Origin of the sequence: Photorhabdus heterorhabditis (assembly GCF_001280945.1) — a bacterium.
Classification (GTDB): domain Bacteria; phylum Pseudomonadota; class Gammaproteobacteria; order Enterobacterales; family Enterobacteriaceae; genus Photorhabdus; species Photorhabdus heterorhabditis.
In genome coordinates, this window is record NZ_LJCS01000046.1 from 16045 (window position 1) to 36199 (window position 20155).

The following is a 20155-nucleotide window of genomic DNA, read 5'->3' on the forward strand; positions in this document are numbered from 1 at the left end:
TTCAAATCAATATTTAGAAGGAAACCTGCTTTGGAGCATGTCTCAACAAGCACATTAATTATTATCTTAATCATTATGCTTATTGTCTCTGCATACTTCTCTGCTTCAGAGACCGGTATGATGACACTCAACCGCTATCGCTTACGTCATCTAGCAAAGCGAGGAAGCCGCCCTGCTCGTAGAGTTGAAACATTACTTCGTCACCCCGACAAACTGATAAGCCTGATTCTTATCGGCAATAATTTGGTTAATATCCTGGCCTCTGCACTTGCTACTATCATTGGCATGCGCCTTTATGGAGATGCAGGAGTTGCGATCGCAACGGGTGTTCTAACCTTTATCGTGCTGATATTTTCTGAAGTTATGCCGAAAACAATAGCCGCCCTTTACCCTGAAAGGATCGCTTTTCCAAGCAGTTTCCTGCTACAACCATTACAGAAAATTATGATGCCGTTAGTTTGGCTACTGAATAAAATCACTTTAATGCTAATGCGTTGCCTTGGTATCAACCATCCTGCTAGCTCCAGTGATGCAATTAGCAAAGATGAATTGCGTACTATTGTGAATGAATCAGATGCTAAGCTATCACGGCATAATCAGGATATGCTGATTTCAATTTTAGATCTGGAAAAAGTAACAATTGGCGACATTATGGTTCCCCGTAATGAGATTATTGGTATTGATATTAATGATGGCTGGAAATCTATCATACGGCAGTTAACTCGCTCACCTCATGGCCGGATTGTGCTTTATCGTGATTCACTTGATGATGCTATTGGTATGCTCCGTGTGCGTGAAGCTTACCGACTAATGACAGAGAAAGAGTTCACCAAAAAGAATCTGATTAAAGCAGCGGATAAAATCTACTACGTCCCGATCAGTACATCACTTAATGTCCAATTGGTGAACTTCCAACGCAATAAAGAAAAGGCCGGGCTTACTGTTGATGAATACGGTGATATTCAAGGGCTGGTAACTGTTGAAGATATTCTCGAACAGATTGTCGGTGATTTTACAACATCAATGTCTCCTTCTCTGTCTGAAGAGGTTTTACCACAAAGTGATGGAACTGTTTTAGTTGGCGGGACAACCAATATCCGCGAATTGAATAAAGCCTTTAACTGGGCATTACCTGTTGATGGACCACGAACTGTTAATGGTATGGTTCTTGAAGAGTTAGGAGAAATACCTGCTCTAAATGTACAGGTACAGATTGGTAAGTATAATTTCAAAGTACTTTCAATGAACGATAATGTGATTAAACAAGTTCGAGTAACCCCTATCAGCCAACTTCCTGAGCAAGAAGTACAAACAGTCTAAACAGCTGCTAAAGAGAACCCCACACCGTTGGAGGTACATAACCCGCCTCCAACGGCATATTCCTGTTAATATCTTATCTCATCACTGCCAAACTACACACGCAATTCGGTCAGTTTTTCTTCTGGCAATGCTAATTCATCATTCTTATTAACACGAACATCTGAATCAAGAATATGGCGCGCAATATCCTGAGCCTCTGCCAGTGAATGCATGTGATAAGTACCGCACTGATAAACATTCAGCTCTGGAATCTGACTCTGGTCTTTCACCTTTAAGACATCAGCCATAGCCGCTTTCCACGCATCTGCAACACGCATTTCTGCCGGTGCGCCAATCAAGCTCATATAAAAACCTGTTCGACATCCCATTGGCGATATATCAATAATTTCAACACCCTCACCATTGAGGTGATTACGCATAAAACCAGCGAATAAATGTTCAAGTGTATGAATGCCCTTCTCAGGCATAACCTCTTCATTTGGTACACAGAAACGTAAGTCAAAAACAGTGATGGTATCGCCATGAGGAGTTTTCATGGTCTTAGCAACTCTTACTGCGGGTGCAGCCATACGAGTATGGTCAACAGTAAAACTATCCAGTAAAGGCATTTCTTCATCTCCATAAAAAATTCAGATTTTTACAAGCACATGAAACCTTTTCATCTGCCACCGGTCATAAAGAATGAAAGACGCGTAATTATCATCCTATTTCCTAAAAGCTCCTCTTTGGTCACTTTTACTTACCAGTGGCGCTAGTGACCATTTTCTTTTCTAGCATCCTGTCTGTTGTTTTAGATACTCATCAAAATTGATGGTATCTTCTTGCTCCAACGCGTCTTGTCGCTCCACAGAGGCCCTGCGTTCTATAGCGAACTGTTCGTCGCTAATAACTTCATATTCTTCATTAATCAATTGCTGATGATATTCATCTGCCAGCTCCAACCCAAAACTACCAATGCCTTGGGTTTTCATTTTTTCCAGCACACGAGCCGATAACGTCAGTGATGAATCATCAAACATAGCAATCAATTCTTCGCAAACCTTCTGATATTGTGTGCCAGAACAACTATCCAATATTACAGCAACCCGTTTCAAGTCATTGAATAATTTTTTGCCAACTTTTGCTAACGGCTCTTCCACGCTTCCACAGCCAAGACCAATCACTTGCTCTGGTTTACGCCCTTCAAGGATTACCCTATTCCAGTTTTTGCGACAACAATCTAACTCATCACTGCTCATTTCCTGTGCTTCAGCGAGCACACACCATATTAAAAATAGATCAAGAAAGCGAATTTGTGTTTCATCGACACCAATCGCTGTGAATGGATTAATATCCAATGAACGGACTTCGATATATTCCACACCCCCGCGTAATAAAGCATCAGAAGGCGATTCATTCTCTTTTGTCACACGCTTAGGCCGAATTGGTGCATACAACTCATTTTCAATCTGTAAGACATTTGTATTCAGCTGAATATGTTTATCACCTTGCTTAATTCCCAACTTAGCAAACTCTTCAGAGGGTTTGTGGATTGCTTTTTTCAGTTCCGCTACATAGGTTCGTAAGTTATTAAACGTAATATTCAGATCACTTTGTGATTTATTGGTATACCCTAAATTACTCATTCTTAATGAAGTAGCATAAGGCAGATAACAAGTACCTCCTTCTATTTGTTCAAAAGGCAAAGAGGTCTCTCTACCACGTAAGAATGAAGAACAAATCGCCGGAGAAGCTCCAAACAGGTACGGGATCACCCATCCAAAGCGATAGTAGTTACGGATCAGACGGAAATAGCCATCAGAGATCTTATCCTTACCACTCTCCACATCTTCAACGCCAGCCCATGCCTGCCAAAATTCAATTGGCAATGAAAAATTATAATGCACTCCAGAGATGGTTTGCATTAAAGCGCCATAACGATTTTTCAAACCTTCACGGTATAAGGTCTTATAACGACCAATATTCGATGTACCATACTGAGCCAGAGTGATGTTTTCTTCTGCATCAATAAAACATGGCATACTCAAAGGCCACATTTTTTCTTTATCCAGCACACGCACTGTATGACGATGAATATCTCTAAGAAATGAAATAGTATTTTTTATGTCACTATCGACTGGTGTTATGAATTCCAACAATGACTCAGCAAAGTCAGTAGTAATCCATTTATGCGTAAGCGCTACGCCAAGTGCTTCAGGGTGCTTCGTTACTGCCAAATGACCATCTGTAGTAACACGTAATGTTTCACGTTCAACACCGCGACGAATTCCCTTTAAAATTGTCGGATGCGCCTCTAACCATGACAGAGCTTTTGATACGTCCGGGATCAATTCGACCTCCCGTAGTGTTTTAGAAGAATTTTTATAAGGGTTTACTTTATATTAAACAAACCGAATTGTCGCTGATTAGATATATAAGCAAAAACGTTTCCGCTTCATACAGGGAGCTAATCATGGAATTAGGAATAAAGAAAAAGCCCCGACTAAATAGCCAGGGCTTAATATGGTGCATCCAGGAGGATTCGAACCTCCGACCGCTCGGTTCGTAGCCGAGTACTCTATCCAGCTGAGCTATGGATGCATGTCAGTTTTTCATTCTGGTAAAAAGCAGTAACTGCTTTGATTACCTGAAGGTACCTTGGATGACTTCATCTCAAGGTTAAGTATGGTGCATCCAGGAGGATTCGAACCTCCGACCGCTCGGTTCGTAGCCGAGTACTCTATCCAGCTGAGCTATGGATGCATGGTCACTTTATTACTCTGGTAAGAAGGCAGTAATTGCTTTGATTACCTGAAGGCACCTTGGATGATTTCATCTCAAGGTTAATATGGTGCATCCAGGAGGATTCGAACCTCCGACCGCTCGGTTCGTAGCCGAGTACTCTATCCAGCTGAGCTATGGATGCGTGGTCTAAATGGCGGTGAGAGAGGGATTCGAACCCTCGATGCAGCTTTTGACCGCATACTCCCTTAGCAGGGGAGCGCCTTCAGCCTCTCGGCCATCTCACCGTACGCTTTCTTTCGAACTGTGGTTCAGAACTTTTGTTTAAGCTCCTCGTCACTGCGTGGCGCACATATTACTTTCCCAGACTTATAAGTCAAACAATTTTTCTAAACCTGTGTTTGTTTGGATGTTTCACGCACAAAAAGGCCAGTTTAACACCAAAAAGTGTACTTTATCAGCAATAAACTATTGCATTCCCAATTGAAGTTTATGCAAATCATGATTCACCACAATAACACCATGACGTTGCTTTTTCTTACAACAGAAAAACAAAAAAAAGAGGTGGTAATAGGTAGGAATTTAAGAATTAAGACCCCAGAGGATACTAACAGGGGTGAGATACCTCAAAAATGGCGCCCGGTTCTGACAGAGATAGGACGCCAACTTAGAGTCAATAAGTTGTTGGCTGAGATTTTTCGGCCTGAATCCGCTGATAAATTTCTTCACGGTGAACAGAAACTTCTTTAGGGGCATTTACACCAATACGAACTTGGTTACCTTTAACCCCCAGTACTGTAACTGTTACCTCATCGCCTATCATGAGCGTTTCACCAACTCGACGAGTCAGAATAAGCATTCTTTGCTCCTTGAAAATTTAAAAGAGTCGGGTCATTAGGTTTCCCCGCTATTGTCCATCAAACACCGTGAAAACGTAAAACTATGGTATATGCTTAAAGTATAAGCAATTTTGAGCGCATTTCCTACATATTATAGTTTAGCCAAAATAAATAAATATGCACTCAACCTTTTAACAATTCCACAACAAGATTTCAAGGCACCATAAAAATACCTATTATGGTGCCTTCTAAACTCAGGTAATTTGGGTAACACCGCTTATAATCGCGATGCTACCCACTCCCCTACGCTATCCAAAGCAGAAGGTAATGCCTTAACATCAGAGCCACCTGCTTGAGCCATATCAGGGCGACCACCACCTTTACCACCGATTTGCTGAGCTATAGAAGAAATTAATTCACCTGCTTTTATTCTAGCAGTCAGATCCTTTGTGACACCAACAATTAAGCTGACTTTATCATCACTTATAGTAGAAAGCACAATAATTGCCGAACCTAGTTGATTTTTCAGATCATCGACCATAGTTCTCAACATTTTAGGCTCTGTATTATTTAACTGGCTTACCAGTAATTTCACCCCCTTCACTTCTTGCGCTTTGCTTGCCAAAGAAGAGCTTTCCTGTGCTGCATTTTGATCTTTAAGTTGTTGAAGCTCTTTTTCTAGCCCCTTGGTTTTATCCAATATTACCCGTACTTTTTCGTTCAGATTATTGATATCACCTTTCACCAGTTGAGCAATATCCTGAAGTAAATCAGACTGTTGATATACAGATTTCAGTGCTTTTTTACCTGTAATTGCTTCTATCCTACGTATACCAGCAGCAGTGCCAGATTCAGCCGTAACACGGAATAAACCAATATCACCGGTACGGCTTGCATGAGTTCCTCCACATAATTCAGTGGAAAAATTCCCTATTGACAGTACACGGACGTGCTCTTCGTATTTTTCACCGAATAGTGCCATTGCTCCTTTGGCTTTGGCTTCTTCCAGATCCATCAATTCAGTAATTACAGGTGAATTCTTACGAACTTCAGCATTAACCAGATCCTCTACTTGACGGATCTGTTCCGGTTTCATTGCCTCAAAATGAGAGAAATCAAAACGAAGATATTTATCGTTAACCAAAGAGCCTTTCTGAGATACGTGCTCACCCAAAACCTGACGTAGTGCAGCATGTAACAGATGGGTTGCTGAATGATTTAAACGAATTGCATCACGACGTTCTATATCAATAACAGCATTGATCTCATGGTTTACACTTAAAGTACCTTTTTCAAGCTTACCAATATGACCAACAGCCTGACTATATTTTTGTGTATCAATGACACAAAAAGCACAATCGGCATTACTCAGAATACCTGAGTCACCAACTTGTCCACCGGACTCAGCATAAAAAGCTGTCTTATCCAGTATAACAATCGCTTCTTCACCCGCTTGAATTTGATTGACTGATTCACCATTACGAAAGATAGCCGTTACTGTTGCCTGCTGTTCGTAATGATCGTAACCAGAGAAATCACTGCGCTCATCAACCTTAATCAGTTCGTTATAATCGGCACCAAAACCACTTGATTCACGTGCACGACGACGCTGATTTTCCATTGCTACTTCAAAACCGTCTTCATCAACCTTAATATTACGCTCACGACAAACATCAGCGGTTAAATCCACAGGGAAACCATAGGTATCGTAAAGACGGAATGCTGTTTCTCCATCCAGGATATCACCAGACAGTTTTACTAGTTCATCGTCCAACAACTGAAGTCCACGTTCCAGCGTACGGGCAAATTGCTCTTCTTCTGTTTTCAAGACTTGCTCAACAATTGTTTGCTGGCGTTTAAGCTCTTCTCCCGCAGCGCCCATCACTACTATCAATGGCGCAATCAGTTTGTAGAAGAAGGTATCTTTAGCCCCCAACATGTTCCCGTGACGGATAGCGCGGCGGATAATACGGCGCAGCACATAACCACGGTTTTCATTAGAAGGAATAACTCCATCACAAATCAAGAAAGCACATGAACGAATATGATCCGCAATAACCCGCAAAGATTTATTACTTAGATCATCTGTAGCACCTGTAACATTAGCTACAGCAGCAATCAGGTCACGAAACAGATCGATCTCATAGTTGGAATTGACGTGCTGTAGTACAGCCGCAATGCGCTCTAGCCCCATTCCAGTATCTACGGATGGTTTTGGCAATGGTTCCATCGTGCCATCAGCATGGCGGTTGAACTGCATAAAAACGATGTTCCAGATTTCAATATATCTGTCGCCATCTTCTTCTGGGCTTCCAGGCGGTCCACCCCAAATATGGTCACCATGATCATAGAAAATTTCAGTACAAGGGCCGCACGGTCCAGTATCACCCATTTGCCAGAAGTTATCTGATGCATAAGGAGCACCTTTGTTATCACCAATGCGGATAATTCTTTCTGCGGGTATTCCGACCTTATTTTGCCAGATATCATAGGCTTCATTATCGGTATGATAGACAGTCACCCATAATTTTTCTTTAGGCAAATTGAACCAATCTTTGCCCGTCAGAAGTTCCCAAGCATAGTTAATAGCATCGTGTTTGAAATAGTCACCAAAACTGAAATTACCCAACATCTCAAAGAAAGTATGATGACGCGCGGTATAACCTACGTTTTCTAAATCATTATGCTTACCACCGGCACGAACACAGCGCTGAGCAGTTGTTGCCCGGGAATAAGATCTTTTGTCCAGTCCAAGAAATACATCCTTAAACTGATTCATTCCTGCATTGGTAAACAGTAGTGTTGGGTCATTATTTGGAACTAAAGAACTACTTGGTACTACCTGATGCCCTTTAGTATGAAAAAAATCGAGAAACGCTTGACGGATCTCAGCGGTGCTTTTGCTCATAATTGTCCCGAAATCAAGCTGGAAAAAACAGATTTATGAATTGGTCAGGTGGAATTTTTCATCACCTATTTTCAACTCACGAATAAACAAAGTGGGGATAAGATAAAATTTCTTCCATTAGAAGTAAAATCCCAGATACATCCATTCGCTGGCGACATTGTAAATCGTCTGGGTATTTTCTGAAAGCATGATCGCATTATACGGATAACACTTGCTCTCTTAAGAAAGAACCGCACTATTATTAACGCGGTTTAAGTCTGATAGTAAACTAAGTTTAGTAGTAAAAACTTTTACCGACGTAATACCTCCAGTCTTTATTACACTAAACTTACTACTACTTCATAAGGCCATAGCTGCTTGTTCTAAATAGATCTTATATAAGATTCCGCTTAGACAAAAGTAGTATATTTCACCACGTATATTCAAGAATATAACGCATTACTCTCACTTTTATCCCTGTCTGAATTAGACAGGGCTTACGGAAATTTTTGCTAATACAGGGGATATAGTTAGATTAAAATTCTTCGCTATTCATCTCTTCACTTCCTCTGTCTTCATAATCAGAAGCAGCACTGCTGAACTCGCCAGCATTATGTAACAACATTTCGCGTAATTTTTTATCTAACTCAGTAGCAATTTCAAGATGTTCTTTCAGGTAGGTAGTAGCATTCGCTTTGCCCTGACCAATTTTATCGCCATTGTAGCTGTACCATGCGCCTGCTTTTTCCACCAGTTTATGCTTCACACCTAAGTCGATTAACTCCCCATAAGTGTTGATACCTTCACCATACATAATCTGGAATTCTGCTTGCTTAAATGGCGCAGCCACTTTGTTTTTCACAACCTTAACACGGGTTTCACTACCAACAACCTCTTCACCATTTTTTACAGAACCAATACGGCGAATATCTAAACGGACAGAAGCATAGAATTTCAGTGCATTACCACCAGTTGTTGTTTCAGGATTACCAAACATAACCCCAATTTTCATACGGATCTGGTTAATAAAGATCAACAGTGTATTGGAACTTTTCAGGTTACCCGCCAGTTTGCGCATTGCCTGGCTCATCATACGTGCGGCCAACCCCATATGAGAATCGCCAATTTCACCTTCTATCTCAGCTTTCGGGGTTAAAGCAGCAACGGAGTCTACGATAATGACATCAACAGCACCGGAACGTGTCAGCGCATCACATATCTCTAGAGCTTGTTCACCCGTATCTGGCTGAGAACATAACAGGTTATCAATATCAACACCCAGTTTCTTAGCATATACAGGATCAAGAGCATGCTCAGCATCAATAAATGCACAAGTTTTACCTTCACACTGTGCTGCGGCAATAACCTGTAATGTCAGCGTTGTCTTACCCGAGGATTCTGGACCATAGATTTCAACAATACGCCCCATCGGCAGACCACCAGCACCTAACGCAATATCCAGTGACAGTGAACCAGTGGAGATAGTTTCAACGTCCATTGAACGGTCTTCGCCCAGACGCATGATGGAACCTTTACCAAATTGTTTTTCAATTTGGCCTAGTGCCGCTGCCAGTGCTTTTTGTTTATTTTCATCAATAGCCATTTTTACTCCCTCGTAAGCAATGAAAGGTTACCTCACTGCCGATGAATCTAATACCAAAATGTTGCCTGCAATTATACTGTATAATCATACAGCATCAAGCTAATTTTTTAAAATCTCTGATAGCAATGTCTTTAGAGAATAAATTGCAGCTTGCAGACGAACTTCATTTCGATCACCGTTAAAACAACAATGGCGGGTGACAACTTCTATCCCATTTGCTGTACGGTGTGCAAACCCAAACCATACTGTACCAACAGGTTTTTTTTCACTACCACCATCAGGCCCAGCAATACCACTAACAGAAACTGCAAGATCTGCCTGCGCTGCTTTCAATGCCCCTGTTGCCATTTCTCTCACAACTGGTTCACTGACTGCACCATGTTGTTGTAAAACCGTTTCTGATACACCAAGCATCTGATGCTTAGCTTTATTGCTGTACGTCACAAAGCCCCGGTCGAAGTAAGCGGAACTACCAGCAATATCCGAGAGCACTTTCGCTAACCAACCACCTGTGCAAGATTCAGCAAAGGTCACCCACAATGCTTGTTGTTTCAGTTTCTTTCCCAACTCAATACTAAGCTGAGTCAAAATTTTTTCATCCATAACACCCCTTTTATCCAGTAAAAGATCCATTTTTCTGAAACCGATTCCAAATCCACAAACTAGCGATTGTCAGCGCAAACAACACACCAAAACCTATTCCCGCAGTGACAACCGGGACACCTATTTTAATGGCTAGTGAATACAAGCCAAGCATCAGCAACATGGCAGTATTTTCACCCAAATTCTGCACTGCAATTGCATTACCGGCTCCGACTGTTTGTCTACCTCTTTCCTGCAATAAAGCATTCAGTGGAACAACAAACAAACCACCAAACACGCCAAGAATAATTAATATGACATGAGAAGCCCAAATATTCTGCTGAGCAGCAAAAATTACCACCATCACACCAATTAAAATGCCGACCGGCATACAACGGTATACTGTTTTCAGTGTAATAAGACGAGCAGCAACACCCGCACCGATAATAACCCCAATGGCCACCATCACATTGAGTACTGTTGGTGTGCTGTTATCAGTAATTCCCAGAACGACAGGTACCCATAAGACCAACAAAAATCTCAATGTTACACCCGCTCCCCAAAACAAACTGGTGCCAACCAAAGAAAACCGTGCTCCTTTGTTATGCCAAAGAATACAACAAGCTGAAGTAAAATCTGTCAGCATCTTTTTCAAATGCCAATTCCTATCTTGATGGACTGCCGATAAGCGAGGGATGAATAAATTAACAATGGCAGCGATACCATATATGAATGCACAAGCAAATAATGCGACAGTCAAGTTCCAATCAGATAAAAATCCACCAGCAACAGAGCCAATGAGAATAGCCGCTATGGTTGAAGCCTCCATCAAACCATTAGCCTTTACTAAACGATCACCATCAGTCAGTTCAACCAAGATTCCGTATTTAGCCGGTGAATATGATGCTGCACCAATCCCAACCAAAGCATAACCAAAAAATGGATCATAACCCAGGCAAATACTAAGCGCGCCCAATAACTTGAAACTATTAGCAAATAACATCACTCTGCCTTTTGGGAAGCCATCTGCTATTCGCCCCACAAAAGGCGCTAATAAGATATATGCAAGGACAAATACGATCTGCAATATCGGCTGGCTCCAGTCTGGGTAAAACTGCGCTTTCAGCTGTGCCAGAATTGCAAAAAACAGAGCATTATCTGCAAAGGCCGAACAAAACTGCGAGATCAATACTGCTTTCATGCCGCAAGTTAATAGCGGTTGAGCAACAACAGAAGATTTATCCACAATTGTTATTCCTGTCCAGCTTCAGTTATTTTATGTTTCATTCTGCCGAGAATAGTACAGAATCCCTGCTCATCAATTGAAACAATATCTCTAGTGTCGTACCAACCAGACTGAATATTCCCATATTCATCTTCCGCCAATGGTAGTACCAAATGATCTGGATCTTCAACTCTCAGATATCCTTTCATCATATTCGGGCCTCGCAATTGCAAACACCCTCCTTCTTTGATGCCTGCCACCGGTATCAAACGGAATTCCATTCCCGGCAAAATTCGCCCAACAGTACCAACTTTAGCCATCATCGGCACATTTAATGCGACGACAGGAGCACACTCTGTCATTCCATACCCTTCCAAAATGCGAATACCGAATTTATCTTGCCAAACGCACTTAGTATTTTCAGAAAGCTTTTCAATACCGGACATAACATAGCGAAGACGTGCAAAATCATATGGATGAGCAAAATAGGCATAATTCTCCAGGCAAGTGGATGTGCCTAATAATACCGTGCAATTACGTTCATATACCAGTTCTGGCACAACCCGATAGTGCAATGGATTTGGATAGAGAAATACCCGGCAGCCAGCCAATAAAGGAGTCAATAGACCAACAGTCAATCCAAGTGCATGAAACAATGGTAGAGAAGACATAAAACGGTCAAGTGGATTGAAATCAGTGATAGTTCTTATCTGTTCCACATTTGCCAACAAACTGGAGTGACTATGCACGACCCCGTTGGGTATACCTTCTGAACTAGACGTAAATAATATCAAAGCATCATCATCTGGCTTTTGTGCCACCATAGCTTGTTTCGGGAAAAAAAGGTGCCATAAGATCCATAACCTATCCAGAAGAGTAACCGTATCTCCAAAATCCTCAAGATAAACCCAGTTAACCCCAGTAACTTGTTCAGATAAATAAGCTAACTTTTCCTTTTTCAGAAACTGCCGGGAAGTCACAATAGTTTTGATACTGGCAACCGCTACCGCATTCCTCAATTCGTGACCGTCGGTTGTATAGTTTAGTAAAGCCGGTATCCTTCCTCTCAAAGATGCCCCGAATATCGCAGCTACCATAATAGTGGCATTAGGTAAAAGAAAACCAATCCGTTCCCCCTGACAGGTAAAACGCTGCAAAATACGGCTGGTACCCAGTACTTTTTTAAGCAGCCCGTTATAACTGTCTTCTTTAAAAGAAGCATCTTCAATACAGGGCTTAAAACGACCAAATTGTTTTCGTGCAACCAGTAAAGATTCAAATATTGTTTCTTGCGGTCGGGTTGCCATTCGTGCATTCATCATTATTTCATGCAAACGCTCACCGGCTAAACGACGTCGTTGCTCCGAACTAGATGCATCCGGCATCGGCAATCGTGTCGCAGGCAGAATTTTTATTGTCACCTTCGGAAAAAGATGCAGTTTGAAGATACCTTTTAATCGACTAAATATCGTTTTTTCTAACCCTTCAATACGGACAGGAACTACCACCGCTTCCGATATCGCTGCAATAAAAGCCGCACCATCATAGGTTTTCATCAAAGAACCGGTAACAGTAATTCTCCCTTCAGGGAAGACAACTATCGGACGCCCTTTTTCTATTTCCTTGACCAATATCCTGACTGCCATTGGATTTATTGGGTCCAAAGGAACTATTTCAACATAGCGCCTTACCAGTTTCATAAAACCACGATTTGCAATGCTAGAGTAGACAGCAAATACCGGCTTAGTTGGTAAAAAAAGTGTTAGTAAAACACCATCAAGAAAAGAGACATGATTAGGTGTAATAAGACATTTTGGGTAGGCAAATTGTTTAATATCCCCTTCTATTGTTAAACGAAACATCAAACGAAAAACAAACTTTAGAAATTTAAACAACATATCCGTATCTCAGCCCATTTGAAAAATAAATAGAAAATACTATAGATACTATTTATTGTTCGATACTGTAATATTCTTATTTTTCAAATAAGAATATTATCGAACAACGTCAGGAGATTACTCTGGGAAGAATAATTTCTTTCACATAAGCTGTGATTTTTTCCGGTGAAAGTTGCGCATTAATAATATGATTTGCGCATTCACAATAGAGTTTTTCCCTTGCGGCAAGCACCTCTTCCATTTCTTCAACGATAGATTTTCCTGTCAAACTGGGACGTTGAGTATTTTCCGGCTGCTGCATCAATCGCTCAGCTAATATATTAGCTGAAGCCTGAAGATAAATCACCGTACCATTTTGTTGCATATATTGGCGATTTTCAGTTGAAAGAATGATCCCACCACCAGTAGAAATAACCCGATCTCTTTGACTAACTTGTTGTAAAGCCTCACTTTCCAATTGCCTAAATTGCTGCCACCCTTGTTGGTTAACAATATCCGCAATTGTCATATTACTGGTTTGTTGAATATGATGATCGGTGTCAATAAATGTGTACGATAATTCATTCGCTAATAGTTTTCCAACTGTCGTTTTTCCTGCTCCACGTGCACCTACAATAAACAATATTTGGTTCATTGCTTGATATCCTTGGTAAATTTCATCATTAAAAATATATTAACACCCATAGTAACCAATACTTTACATTAACGTAAAATCAAAAGTTAATATATGGAAAAAGCTACCCAAAAGCATGATTATACTGATACCTCAATTAATCAAATACACTTTTGGGGTAACAACAAGCAGATCATTCACGAATTAGATCATCACCATAACCAACCCATTTATATGTAGTTAGCGCATCCAATCCCATTGGGCCACGGGAATGTAATTTCTGAGTGCTGACTGCAACCTCAGCCCCCAAACCAAATTGCCCACCATCAGTAAAACGAGTACTGGCATTCACATAAACCGCTGCGGAATCTACCTGACGAACAAAATAGTCAGCATTGTGCAAAGATTGAGTCAGAATTGCATCAGAGTGGGATGTACCGTATGTACGGATGTGGTTAATTGCCCGCTCAATATCACTGACAATTTCCACATTCATATCTAAAGATAGCCATTCATCACTGTAATCTGCTTCTGTCACATCCACGACCTTAGCAGGACCTTCTTGCAAAAATGCCATTGCTGACTTACTAGCATGAAGGGTAACACCCTGTCCTTTCATATTTTTGCTCAATGCAGGCAAAAAGTCTGCCGCGATCTTCTCATGTACCAGCAAAGTTTCCAAAGCATTACAAGCGCTTGGGCGTTGCACCTTAGCATTAGTGATTACAGTCAATGCCTGATTAAAATCAACACTTTCATCGACAAAAATATGGCAGACACCAATACCACCAGTGATAACCGGAATAGTTGATTGCTCGCGGCACAGTTTATGCAACCCAGCACCACCACGCGGGATCAACATATCCACATAACGATCCATTTTTAGTAGCTGAGTGACCAACTCACGATCCGGTTTATCTATCGCCTGCACTGCCGCGGCAGGCAATCCACTCTGTTCAAGTGCGCACTGAATCACTTTAGCTATTGCTTGGTTAGTGTTGTGAGTTTCTTTGCCACCACGCAAAATAACCGCATTACCTGTTTTCAAACACAGAGATGCAACGTCAATAGTGACATTAGGACGCGCTTCATAAATCACCCCGACCACACCAAGAGGTACACGACGACGCTCCAGCTTCAGACCACTATCAAGCAAACTGCCATCAATTATCTGTCCAACCGGATCAAATAAACGGCATACCTGGCGAACATCATTTGCGATCGCGGTCAAACGTTCAGATGTCAGTAACAGACGATCCAACAATGCTTCATGCATCCCCTGTTCACGGGCCTGAATCATATCAAACTGATTAGCTTCGAGAATGACTGCACTTTCCTGCTCCAACAAATCTGCAATGTGGATTAATACCTGATTTTTCTGTTTTGTATTTAGCTGTGCCAGTTGCCATGAGGCTTCTCTGGCAGCCTTTCCCATTTGTTCTAACATTATGAACCCTTAACTCACAATCATATCGTCACGATGAACCGCAACAGCACCATATTCATAACCGAGGATTTGGCTTATCTGCTGTGAATGATGACCGGCAATCAAACGCAAAGCATCACTATTATAGCGGCTAACACCATGTGCCAAATCCTTACCTGATAGACTACGAATGCGGATAACCTCTCCACGGGAGAAATTACCTTTAATATTTTTAATCCCTTTCGGTAACAAAGAACTCCCTTTCTTACATATTGCAGTTCCAGCACCGTGGTCAACAATAATTTCACCCGCAGGCGGTGCGCCAAAAATCCAACGTTTACGGTTTTCCAGCGGGCTTGCCAGCCCATGGAAGCGAGTACCTACTGGGTTACCTTCAATGACATCAGAGATAACATCAGGTTTGCTGCCCGCTGCAATAATCACATCAATACCGGCACGACCTGCAATCCCCGCAGCCTGGAGTTTGGTCGCCATTCCACCCGTTCCCAACCCAGAAACACTATCACCGGCAACCATGCGTAATTCATCACTGATGTCATAAACTTCCTGAATAAATTCTGCATTTGGATTGCTACGTGGATCAGCGGTATATAACCCTTCAATATCAGTCAGCAATAACAGCTTATCTGCTCCCCCCAAAATTGCTGCCAGTGCAGATAGGTTATCATTATCACCAACTTTAATTTCGGCAGTAGCAACAGCATCATTTTCATTGATTACAGGAACAATGCGATTATCAAGCAAAGCATGTAGAGTATCTCTGGCATTTAAAAAACGCTCACGATCTTCCAAATCTGCACGAGTCAATAGCATCTGTCCAACATGAATACCATAAATAGAAAAAAGTTGTTCCCATAACTGAATCAACCGGCTTTGACCTACCGCAGCCAATAATTGTTTAGACGCAATAGTAGCAGGCAAATCCGGGTACCCCAGATGTTCCCGACCTGCCGCAATAGCACCGGAAGTCACAATAATAATGCGATGGCCTTTTTCATGTTGCTGAGCACATTGACGCACAAGCTCCACAATATGAGCTCGATTAAGACGACGCGATCCACCAGTCAGTACACTTGTTCCCAGTTTCACAACCAATGTTTGGCTGCTATTCATCATATTTCTGCCATTATATATAATTCGAAAAAAACAGTGTTCAGTTTTAACAGGAGAGAAGCGTTATGCCAACAGACATAATGCTAAATCGAAAAAATGTTAGCTCAAAACAAGCTTATGCTATTAATTTCAGCTGAAACTTTCAGAACGCACTGTTTTAATTTGCAAGAGTCAATAACTTCGATAAAGCATTTGAGGGAATCCTACAAATGGATTAAAAATCATCAAGTAAGAACGATTACTAACAGATTTTATTTTTCAACCATTGGCTGGTTTCTTGTAATGCCTTATCAAAACTGCTGTAAACAGGAGTCGTCGGAATAGCCAGTAATTTGCTGTCCATAGATGACATTACTATTAGCTTCGATTCTTCTTTCGGGCTAAAAATATCATTCTGCCAGTAACCAGCGAGCATAGGAACAGGACAACGCCGGCCTAACAAACCTTGTTTTTTAAGAGAGTAACAACTGAGTTCGAGACGAAACGCATTTTCATCCACATTATAAATACCCAACCTACTGGCAAACATATCAAGATACATTGCCGGAGCATGTTGTTGGCGTTCAACACTATTGAGCCATTCATGAACAATAGCACCAAGAACCGCAATACCTTTAATATGTTTAGCTTCCAAATAAGCTAACCGGACAGCAACATTAGCACCAAAACGGAAACCAAAAATGCCAACCCGAGTATGGTCAATCCAAGGGATTTCACTCAATTGATGGATGACTTGCTGATGAAGAGTGCAGGTATCTTGTGTCAGTTTTAGCCGTGAAGAGTAACCAATTGAAGGCATATCCACCGTCAGCATGGCAAACCCGAGAGGAGCCAAATAATCACGGAATAGCCGATAATAATCACTTTGCAAATTATCTAAACTACCACAAACCAAAATGGTTGGAGACGGCCCTTGCGATTGTTGAGGCAAGTGAAGAAAACCGGTCACACAACTGCCTTCTTTCAGTTTGAACTCTATTTTCCTCAACTGATAATCAGAGCAATGAGCTGCATTTTCATAAGCTTTATTTGCCAAAATAACTGCCTGCTGAGACAACTCATCACCTTTAAGATGAGGATAACCGGCAATGCTATACAAGTTAGCTGCTTTCAACCAAAAACTACCAGCTTCTGGCGTTTGTCCTGCCTGCAATGCTTGCTGTTGCCAGAACATAGCCTGATGTGACCACTCAAAAACCCAGTTACCTTTACGATACCCAACCACAGTATCCAATAAATCATCATGACTGCGTTGGGAACTTGTTATGGCAATCCGGCACAGTACTTCTTCTATTTCAAACGGATCAATTCCTCGCCAAATCCACATCAGCCGGTTAATCATACGATACCAGCGCCCGTGGCTATTACCGTCCAACGTATTGTAATTACCGGCAACCAATCGAGGATAGCGGCGCTTTACCAGCGTAGAGGTTTCCTGATGTTTTTGCCTTGGCTTAAAAAGTGATTCTGAAAGATTTTGTTTTGCCATAACAAATGCTGACTTTATTTACCTTCACAAATTGGTGGAACGAATACTACGCCCATATCCCAAGGTTGCTCAATCCAAGTATCTTGTGAAATATCAACAACATAATCATCAACCAAAGGACGACCTGCTGGTTTTGCGAAAATAGTCACAAAACGAGCTTTTGGATACATTTCACGAATAGCCTGAGCTGTGCCACCAGTGTCAACTAAATCATCTACAACGATGAAACCTTCACCATCACCTTCTGCTTTCTTCAATATTTGCAGCTCACGCTGATTATTATGGTCATAACTAGAAATACAGACTGTATCTACATGACGGAGACCCAGTTCACGCGCGAGGAGCGCCCCAGGTACAAGGCCCCCACGACTGACAGCAATGATGCCTTTCCACTGTTCAACAGGAAGCAAACGTTGTGCCAATTTACGGGCATGTACTTGCAACATATCCCAGGTTACGACGTATTTTTCGCTCATAAGAATTGATCCCGGCAACTAAGAATATTTCAGAAAAGATTTTTTGCAGAAAAAAGTTGCGCGAGATTATAGTGATTTAGGTGAGCAAAAACCAGCAGAAACAAGGAATCGACGAATCATATTATTCTGACCAAAATAAAGTGGTATTCTGAGTTTAATCGCATCATAACGTTAATAGCTCGTAATAATAAAATCTATATCTCAGGTAGAGATTAGTATTTTCATCTTATTGAAATGCAGTCACAGGAGATTCGTCGTGTCAGAATTATCACAATTATCCCCTCAACCTCTATGGGACATCTTTGCCAAAATCTGCTCTATTCCTCACCCTTCTTATCATGAAGAAGCGCTGGCAACTCACATTATGCAATGGGCGCAAGAGAAACGCTTACATGTTGAACGTGATCTGGTTGGCAACATTCTGATCAGAAAGCCAGCCAGTAAAGGGCTGGGAAATCGTAAATCGGTTGTTCTGCAAGCACACCTTGATATGGTGCCACAGAAAAACAACGATACAGCGCATGATTTCACTAAAGATCCTATCCGTCCTTATATTGATGGTGAATGGGTTACTGCACAAGGTACAACATTGGGAGCCGATAACGGTATTGGCCTGGCATCAGCATTGGCAGTGCTGGCTGATGACAATGTCAAGCATGGCCCGCTAGAAATTTTATTGACCATGACGGAAGAAACCGGAATGGATGGCGCGTTTGGTCTGCAACCGGGTTGGCTTCAGGCTGATATTTTGATCAATACCGATTCAGAAGAAGAAGGCGAGATCTACATGGGTTGTGCTGGTGGTATCGATCTCACTGCAACTTTAGCACTGACTCGTGAAAAAGTTCCGGCTAACTACAAAACATTAAAACTGATAATCAAAGGTCTCAAAGGCGGACATTCCGGTTGTGATATTCATTTGGGACTGGGTAATGCCAACAAACTTCTGGCACGATTCCTTGCCGCCCATACTGAGGAGTTGGGGCTAAAACTGCTCGATTTCCAAGGCGGTACTCTGCGTAATGCTATTCCACGTGAAGGCCATGTTATTGTTGCCATCCCCGCAGATAAAGCTGCACAGTTTGCCCAACTGAAAGATAAATACCTGGGGATACTGAAAAACGAATATGCCATCGTTGAGAAAAACCTGACTATATTGCTGGAAGAAGTTGAAACCGATATTCAAGCATTAACTGATGACTGCCAAAATCGTTTTATCTCATTGCTAAACAGTACTCCCAATGGTGTTATCCGTATGAGTGATGTCATCAAAGGTGTGGTAGAAACTTCCCTAAATGTGGGCGTTGTTGCTATGGAACAAGATAAGGTAAACATCATTTACTTAATCCGTTCGCTTATCGACAGCGGCAAATCTTATGTTATCAGTATGCTCTCTTCTCTGGCTAAACTATCAAATGCTGAAATTTCCGCTAAAGGTGATTATCCCGGCTGGCAACCAGATGCAAATTCTCCAGTAATGCACTTGGTACGTGATACTTATCAACAGCTGTTCGACAAGACACCTAATATTATGGTGATTCATGCAGGACTAGAATGTGGATTATTCAAGAAACCTTATCCTGATATGGACATGGTATCCATCGGGCCAACTATCACAGGCGCTCACTCCCCTGACGAACAGGTTCACATTAAGAGTGTCGGGCAATATTGGCAACTTCTGACCGCAGTCCTGAAAGCCATTCCTGAAAAAGCTTAATCAGACCTCCCCTGCTCCAACGTAGTAGCAGGGGAATTACCATTCAAACAAAAGTTGCCGATCAATTTGCGGGTCCTGTAAAGTCACATGCAAGCCAAGTGACTGCTCCCCGCCCTGTCGGGCGAGGCTTCCCACTTCCTAGGCCGCAACCGTCTGTGTGACGGATTTACACTGGCCTCCATGGGCAGAAACGACGAGTCCCGCCGCTTGTAATTCCAGTATTCC

At 41.8% G+C, this 20155-nt stretch carries 14 protein-coding genes, 4 tRNA genes and 2 pseudogenes; 2 read left to right on the plus strand and 18 right to left on the minus strand.

Annotation, left to right across the window (positions count from 1 at the left end; genetic code table 11):
* The first annotated feature begins 30 nt into the window (after positions 1-30).
* On the plus strand, positions 31-1320 hold the full coding sequence (locus AM629_RS14900) for an HlyC/CorC family transporter (RefSeq protein ID WP_054480066.1): 1290 nt from the start codon (positions 31-33) through the stop codon (positions 1318-1320).
* Between the two features lie 92 nt (positions 1321-1412).
* Here AM629_RS14900 and luxS read toward each other — a convergent pair whose 3' ends face one another.
* From luxS to gpt, 17 genes and pseudogenes are all read right to left on the minus strand, one after another.
* The gene (luxS, locus tag AM629_RS14905) at positions 1413-1928 is read right to left on the minus strand and encodes an S-ribosylhomocysteine lyase (protein WP_054480067.1); all 516 of its coding nucleotides are present in this window, start codon (positions 1926-1928) and stop codon (positions 1413-1415) included.
* A gap of 162 nt (positions 1929-2090) precedes the next feature.
* Positions 2091-3650 (minus strand): glutamate--cysteine ligase, encoded by a 1560-nt coding sequence (gene gshA / locus AM629_RS14910; RefSeq protein WP_054480068.1) that lies wholly within the window; start codon positions 3648-3650, stop codon positions 2091-2093.
* Between the two features lie 173 nt (positions 3651-3823).
* A tRNA-Arg gene (locus AM629_RS14915) sits at positions 3824-3900 on the minus strand.
* Between the two features lie 85 nt (positions 3901-3985).
* Positions 3986-4062, minus strand: a tRNA-Arg gene (locus tag AM629_RS14920).
* A gap of 86 nt (positions 4063-4148) precedes the next feature.
* Positions 4149-4225: transfer RNA gene (locus AM629_RS14925), tRNA-Arg, on the minus strand.
* A 10-nt stretch (positions 4226-4235) separates the two neighbouring features.
* Positions 4236-4328, minus strand: a tRNA-Ser gene (locus AM629_RS14930).
* A gap of 386 nt (positions 4329-4714) precedes the next feature.
* Entirely contained in the window at positions 4715-4900 is a 186-nt protein-coding gene (csrA, locus tag AM629_RS14935; RefSeq protein ID WP_002209449.1) for a carbon storage regulator CsrA, read from the minus strand.
* 257 nt (positions 4901-5157) lie between these two features.
* Positions 5158-7788 carry an alanine--tRNA ligase gene (alaS, locus tag AM629_RS14940; protein ID WP_054480069.1) on the minus strand — a complete coding sequence of 877 codons (2631 nt, stop codon included), beginning with the start codon at positions 7786-7788 and terminating at the stop codon, positions 5158-5160.
* Positions 7789-8302: 514 nt separating this feature from the next.
* A complete protein-coding gene (gene recA, locus AM629_RS14945; protein ID WP_054480070.1) occupies positions 8303-9370 on the minus strand; it encodes a recombinase RecA in 1068 nt (355 codons plus the stop codon).
* A gap of 99 nt (positions 9371-9469) precedes the next feature.
* Positions 9470-9973: a nicotinamide-nucleotide amidase gene (gene pncC / locus AM629_RS14950; protein ID WP_054480079.1), complete on the minus strand. Its 504-nt coding sequence runs from the start codon at positions 9971-9973 to the stop codon at positions 9470-9472.
* 10 nt (positions 9974-9983) lie between these two features.
* The gene (gene lplT / locus AM629_RS14955) at positions 9984-11153 is read right to left on the minus strand and encodes a lysophospholipid transporter LplT (RefSeq protein WP_054480080.1); all 1170 of its coding nucleotides are present in this window, start codon (positions 11151-11153) and stop codon (positions 9984-9986) included.
* 56 nt (positions 11154-11209) lie between these two features.
* Positions 11210-13075: pseudogene (aas, locus tag AM629_RS14960) on the minus strand (bifunctional acyl-ACP--phospholipid O-acyltransferase/long-chain-fatty-acid--ACP ligase); the annotation flags it as partial.
* Positions 13076-13184: 109 nt separating this feature from the next.
* Positions 13185-13709 carry a shikimate kinase AroL gene (gene aroL, locus AM629_RS14965; protein WP_054480072.1) on the minus strand — a complete coding sequence of 175 codons (525 nt, stop codon included), beginning with the start codon at positions 13707-13709 and terminating at the stop codon, positions 13185-13187.
* Between the two features lie 172 nt (positions 13710-13881).
* On the minus strand, positions 13882-15135 hold the full coding sequence (proA, locus tag AM629_RS14970) for a glutamate-5-semialdehyde dehydrogenase (RefSeq protein WP_054480073.1): 1254 nt from the start codon (positions 15133-15135) through the stop codon (positions 13882-13884).
* Positions 15136-15144: 9 nt separating this feature from the next.
* Entirely contained in the window at positions 15145-16248 is a 1104-nt protein-coding gene (gene proB, locus AM629_RS14975; RefSeq protein ID WP_054480081.1) for a glutamate 5-kinase, read from the minus strand.
* A gap of 241 nt (positions 16249-16489) precedes the next feature.
* Positions 16490-17737, minus strand: a complete 1248-nt coding sequence (frsA, locus tag AM629_RS14980; RefSeq protein WP_054480074.1) for an esterase FrsA — start codon at positions 17735-17737, stop codon at positions 16490-16492.
* 14 nt (positions 17738-17751) lie between these two features.
* Positions 17752-18213: a xanthine phosphoribosyltransferase gene (gene gpt, locus AM629_RS14985; RefSeq protein WP_054480075.1), complete on the minus strand. Its 462-nt coding sequence runs from the start codon at positions 18211-18213 to the stop codon at positions 17752-17754.
* A gap of 256 nt (positions 18214-18469) precedes the next feature.
* Between gpt and pepD the strand changes: the two genes are divergently transcribed.
* Positions 18470-19930: a beta-Ala-His dipeptidase gene (gene pepD, locus AM629_RS14990; protein WP_054480076.1), complete on the plus strand. Its 1461-nt coding sequence runs from the start codon at positions 18470-18472 to the stop codon at positions 19928-19930.
* 138 nt (positions 19931-20068) lie between these two features.
* Here pepD and AM629_RS22335 read toward each other — a convergent pair.
* A pseudogene (locus AM629_RS22335) lies at positions 20069-20155 on the minus strand (RNA-guided endonuclease InsQ/TnpB family protein); the annotation flags it as partial.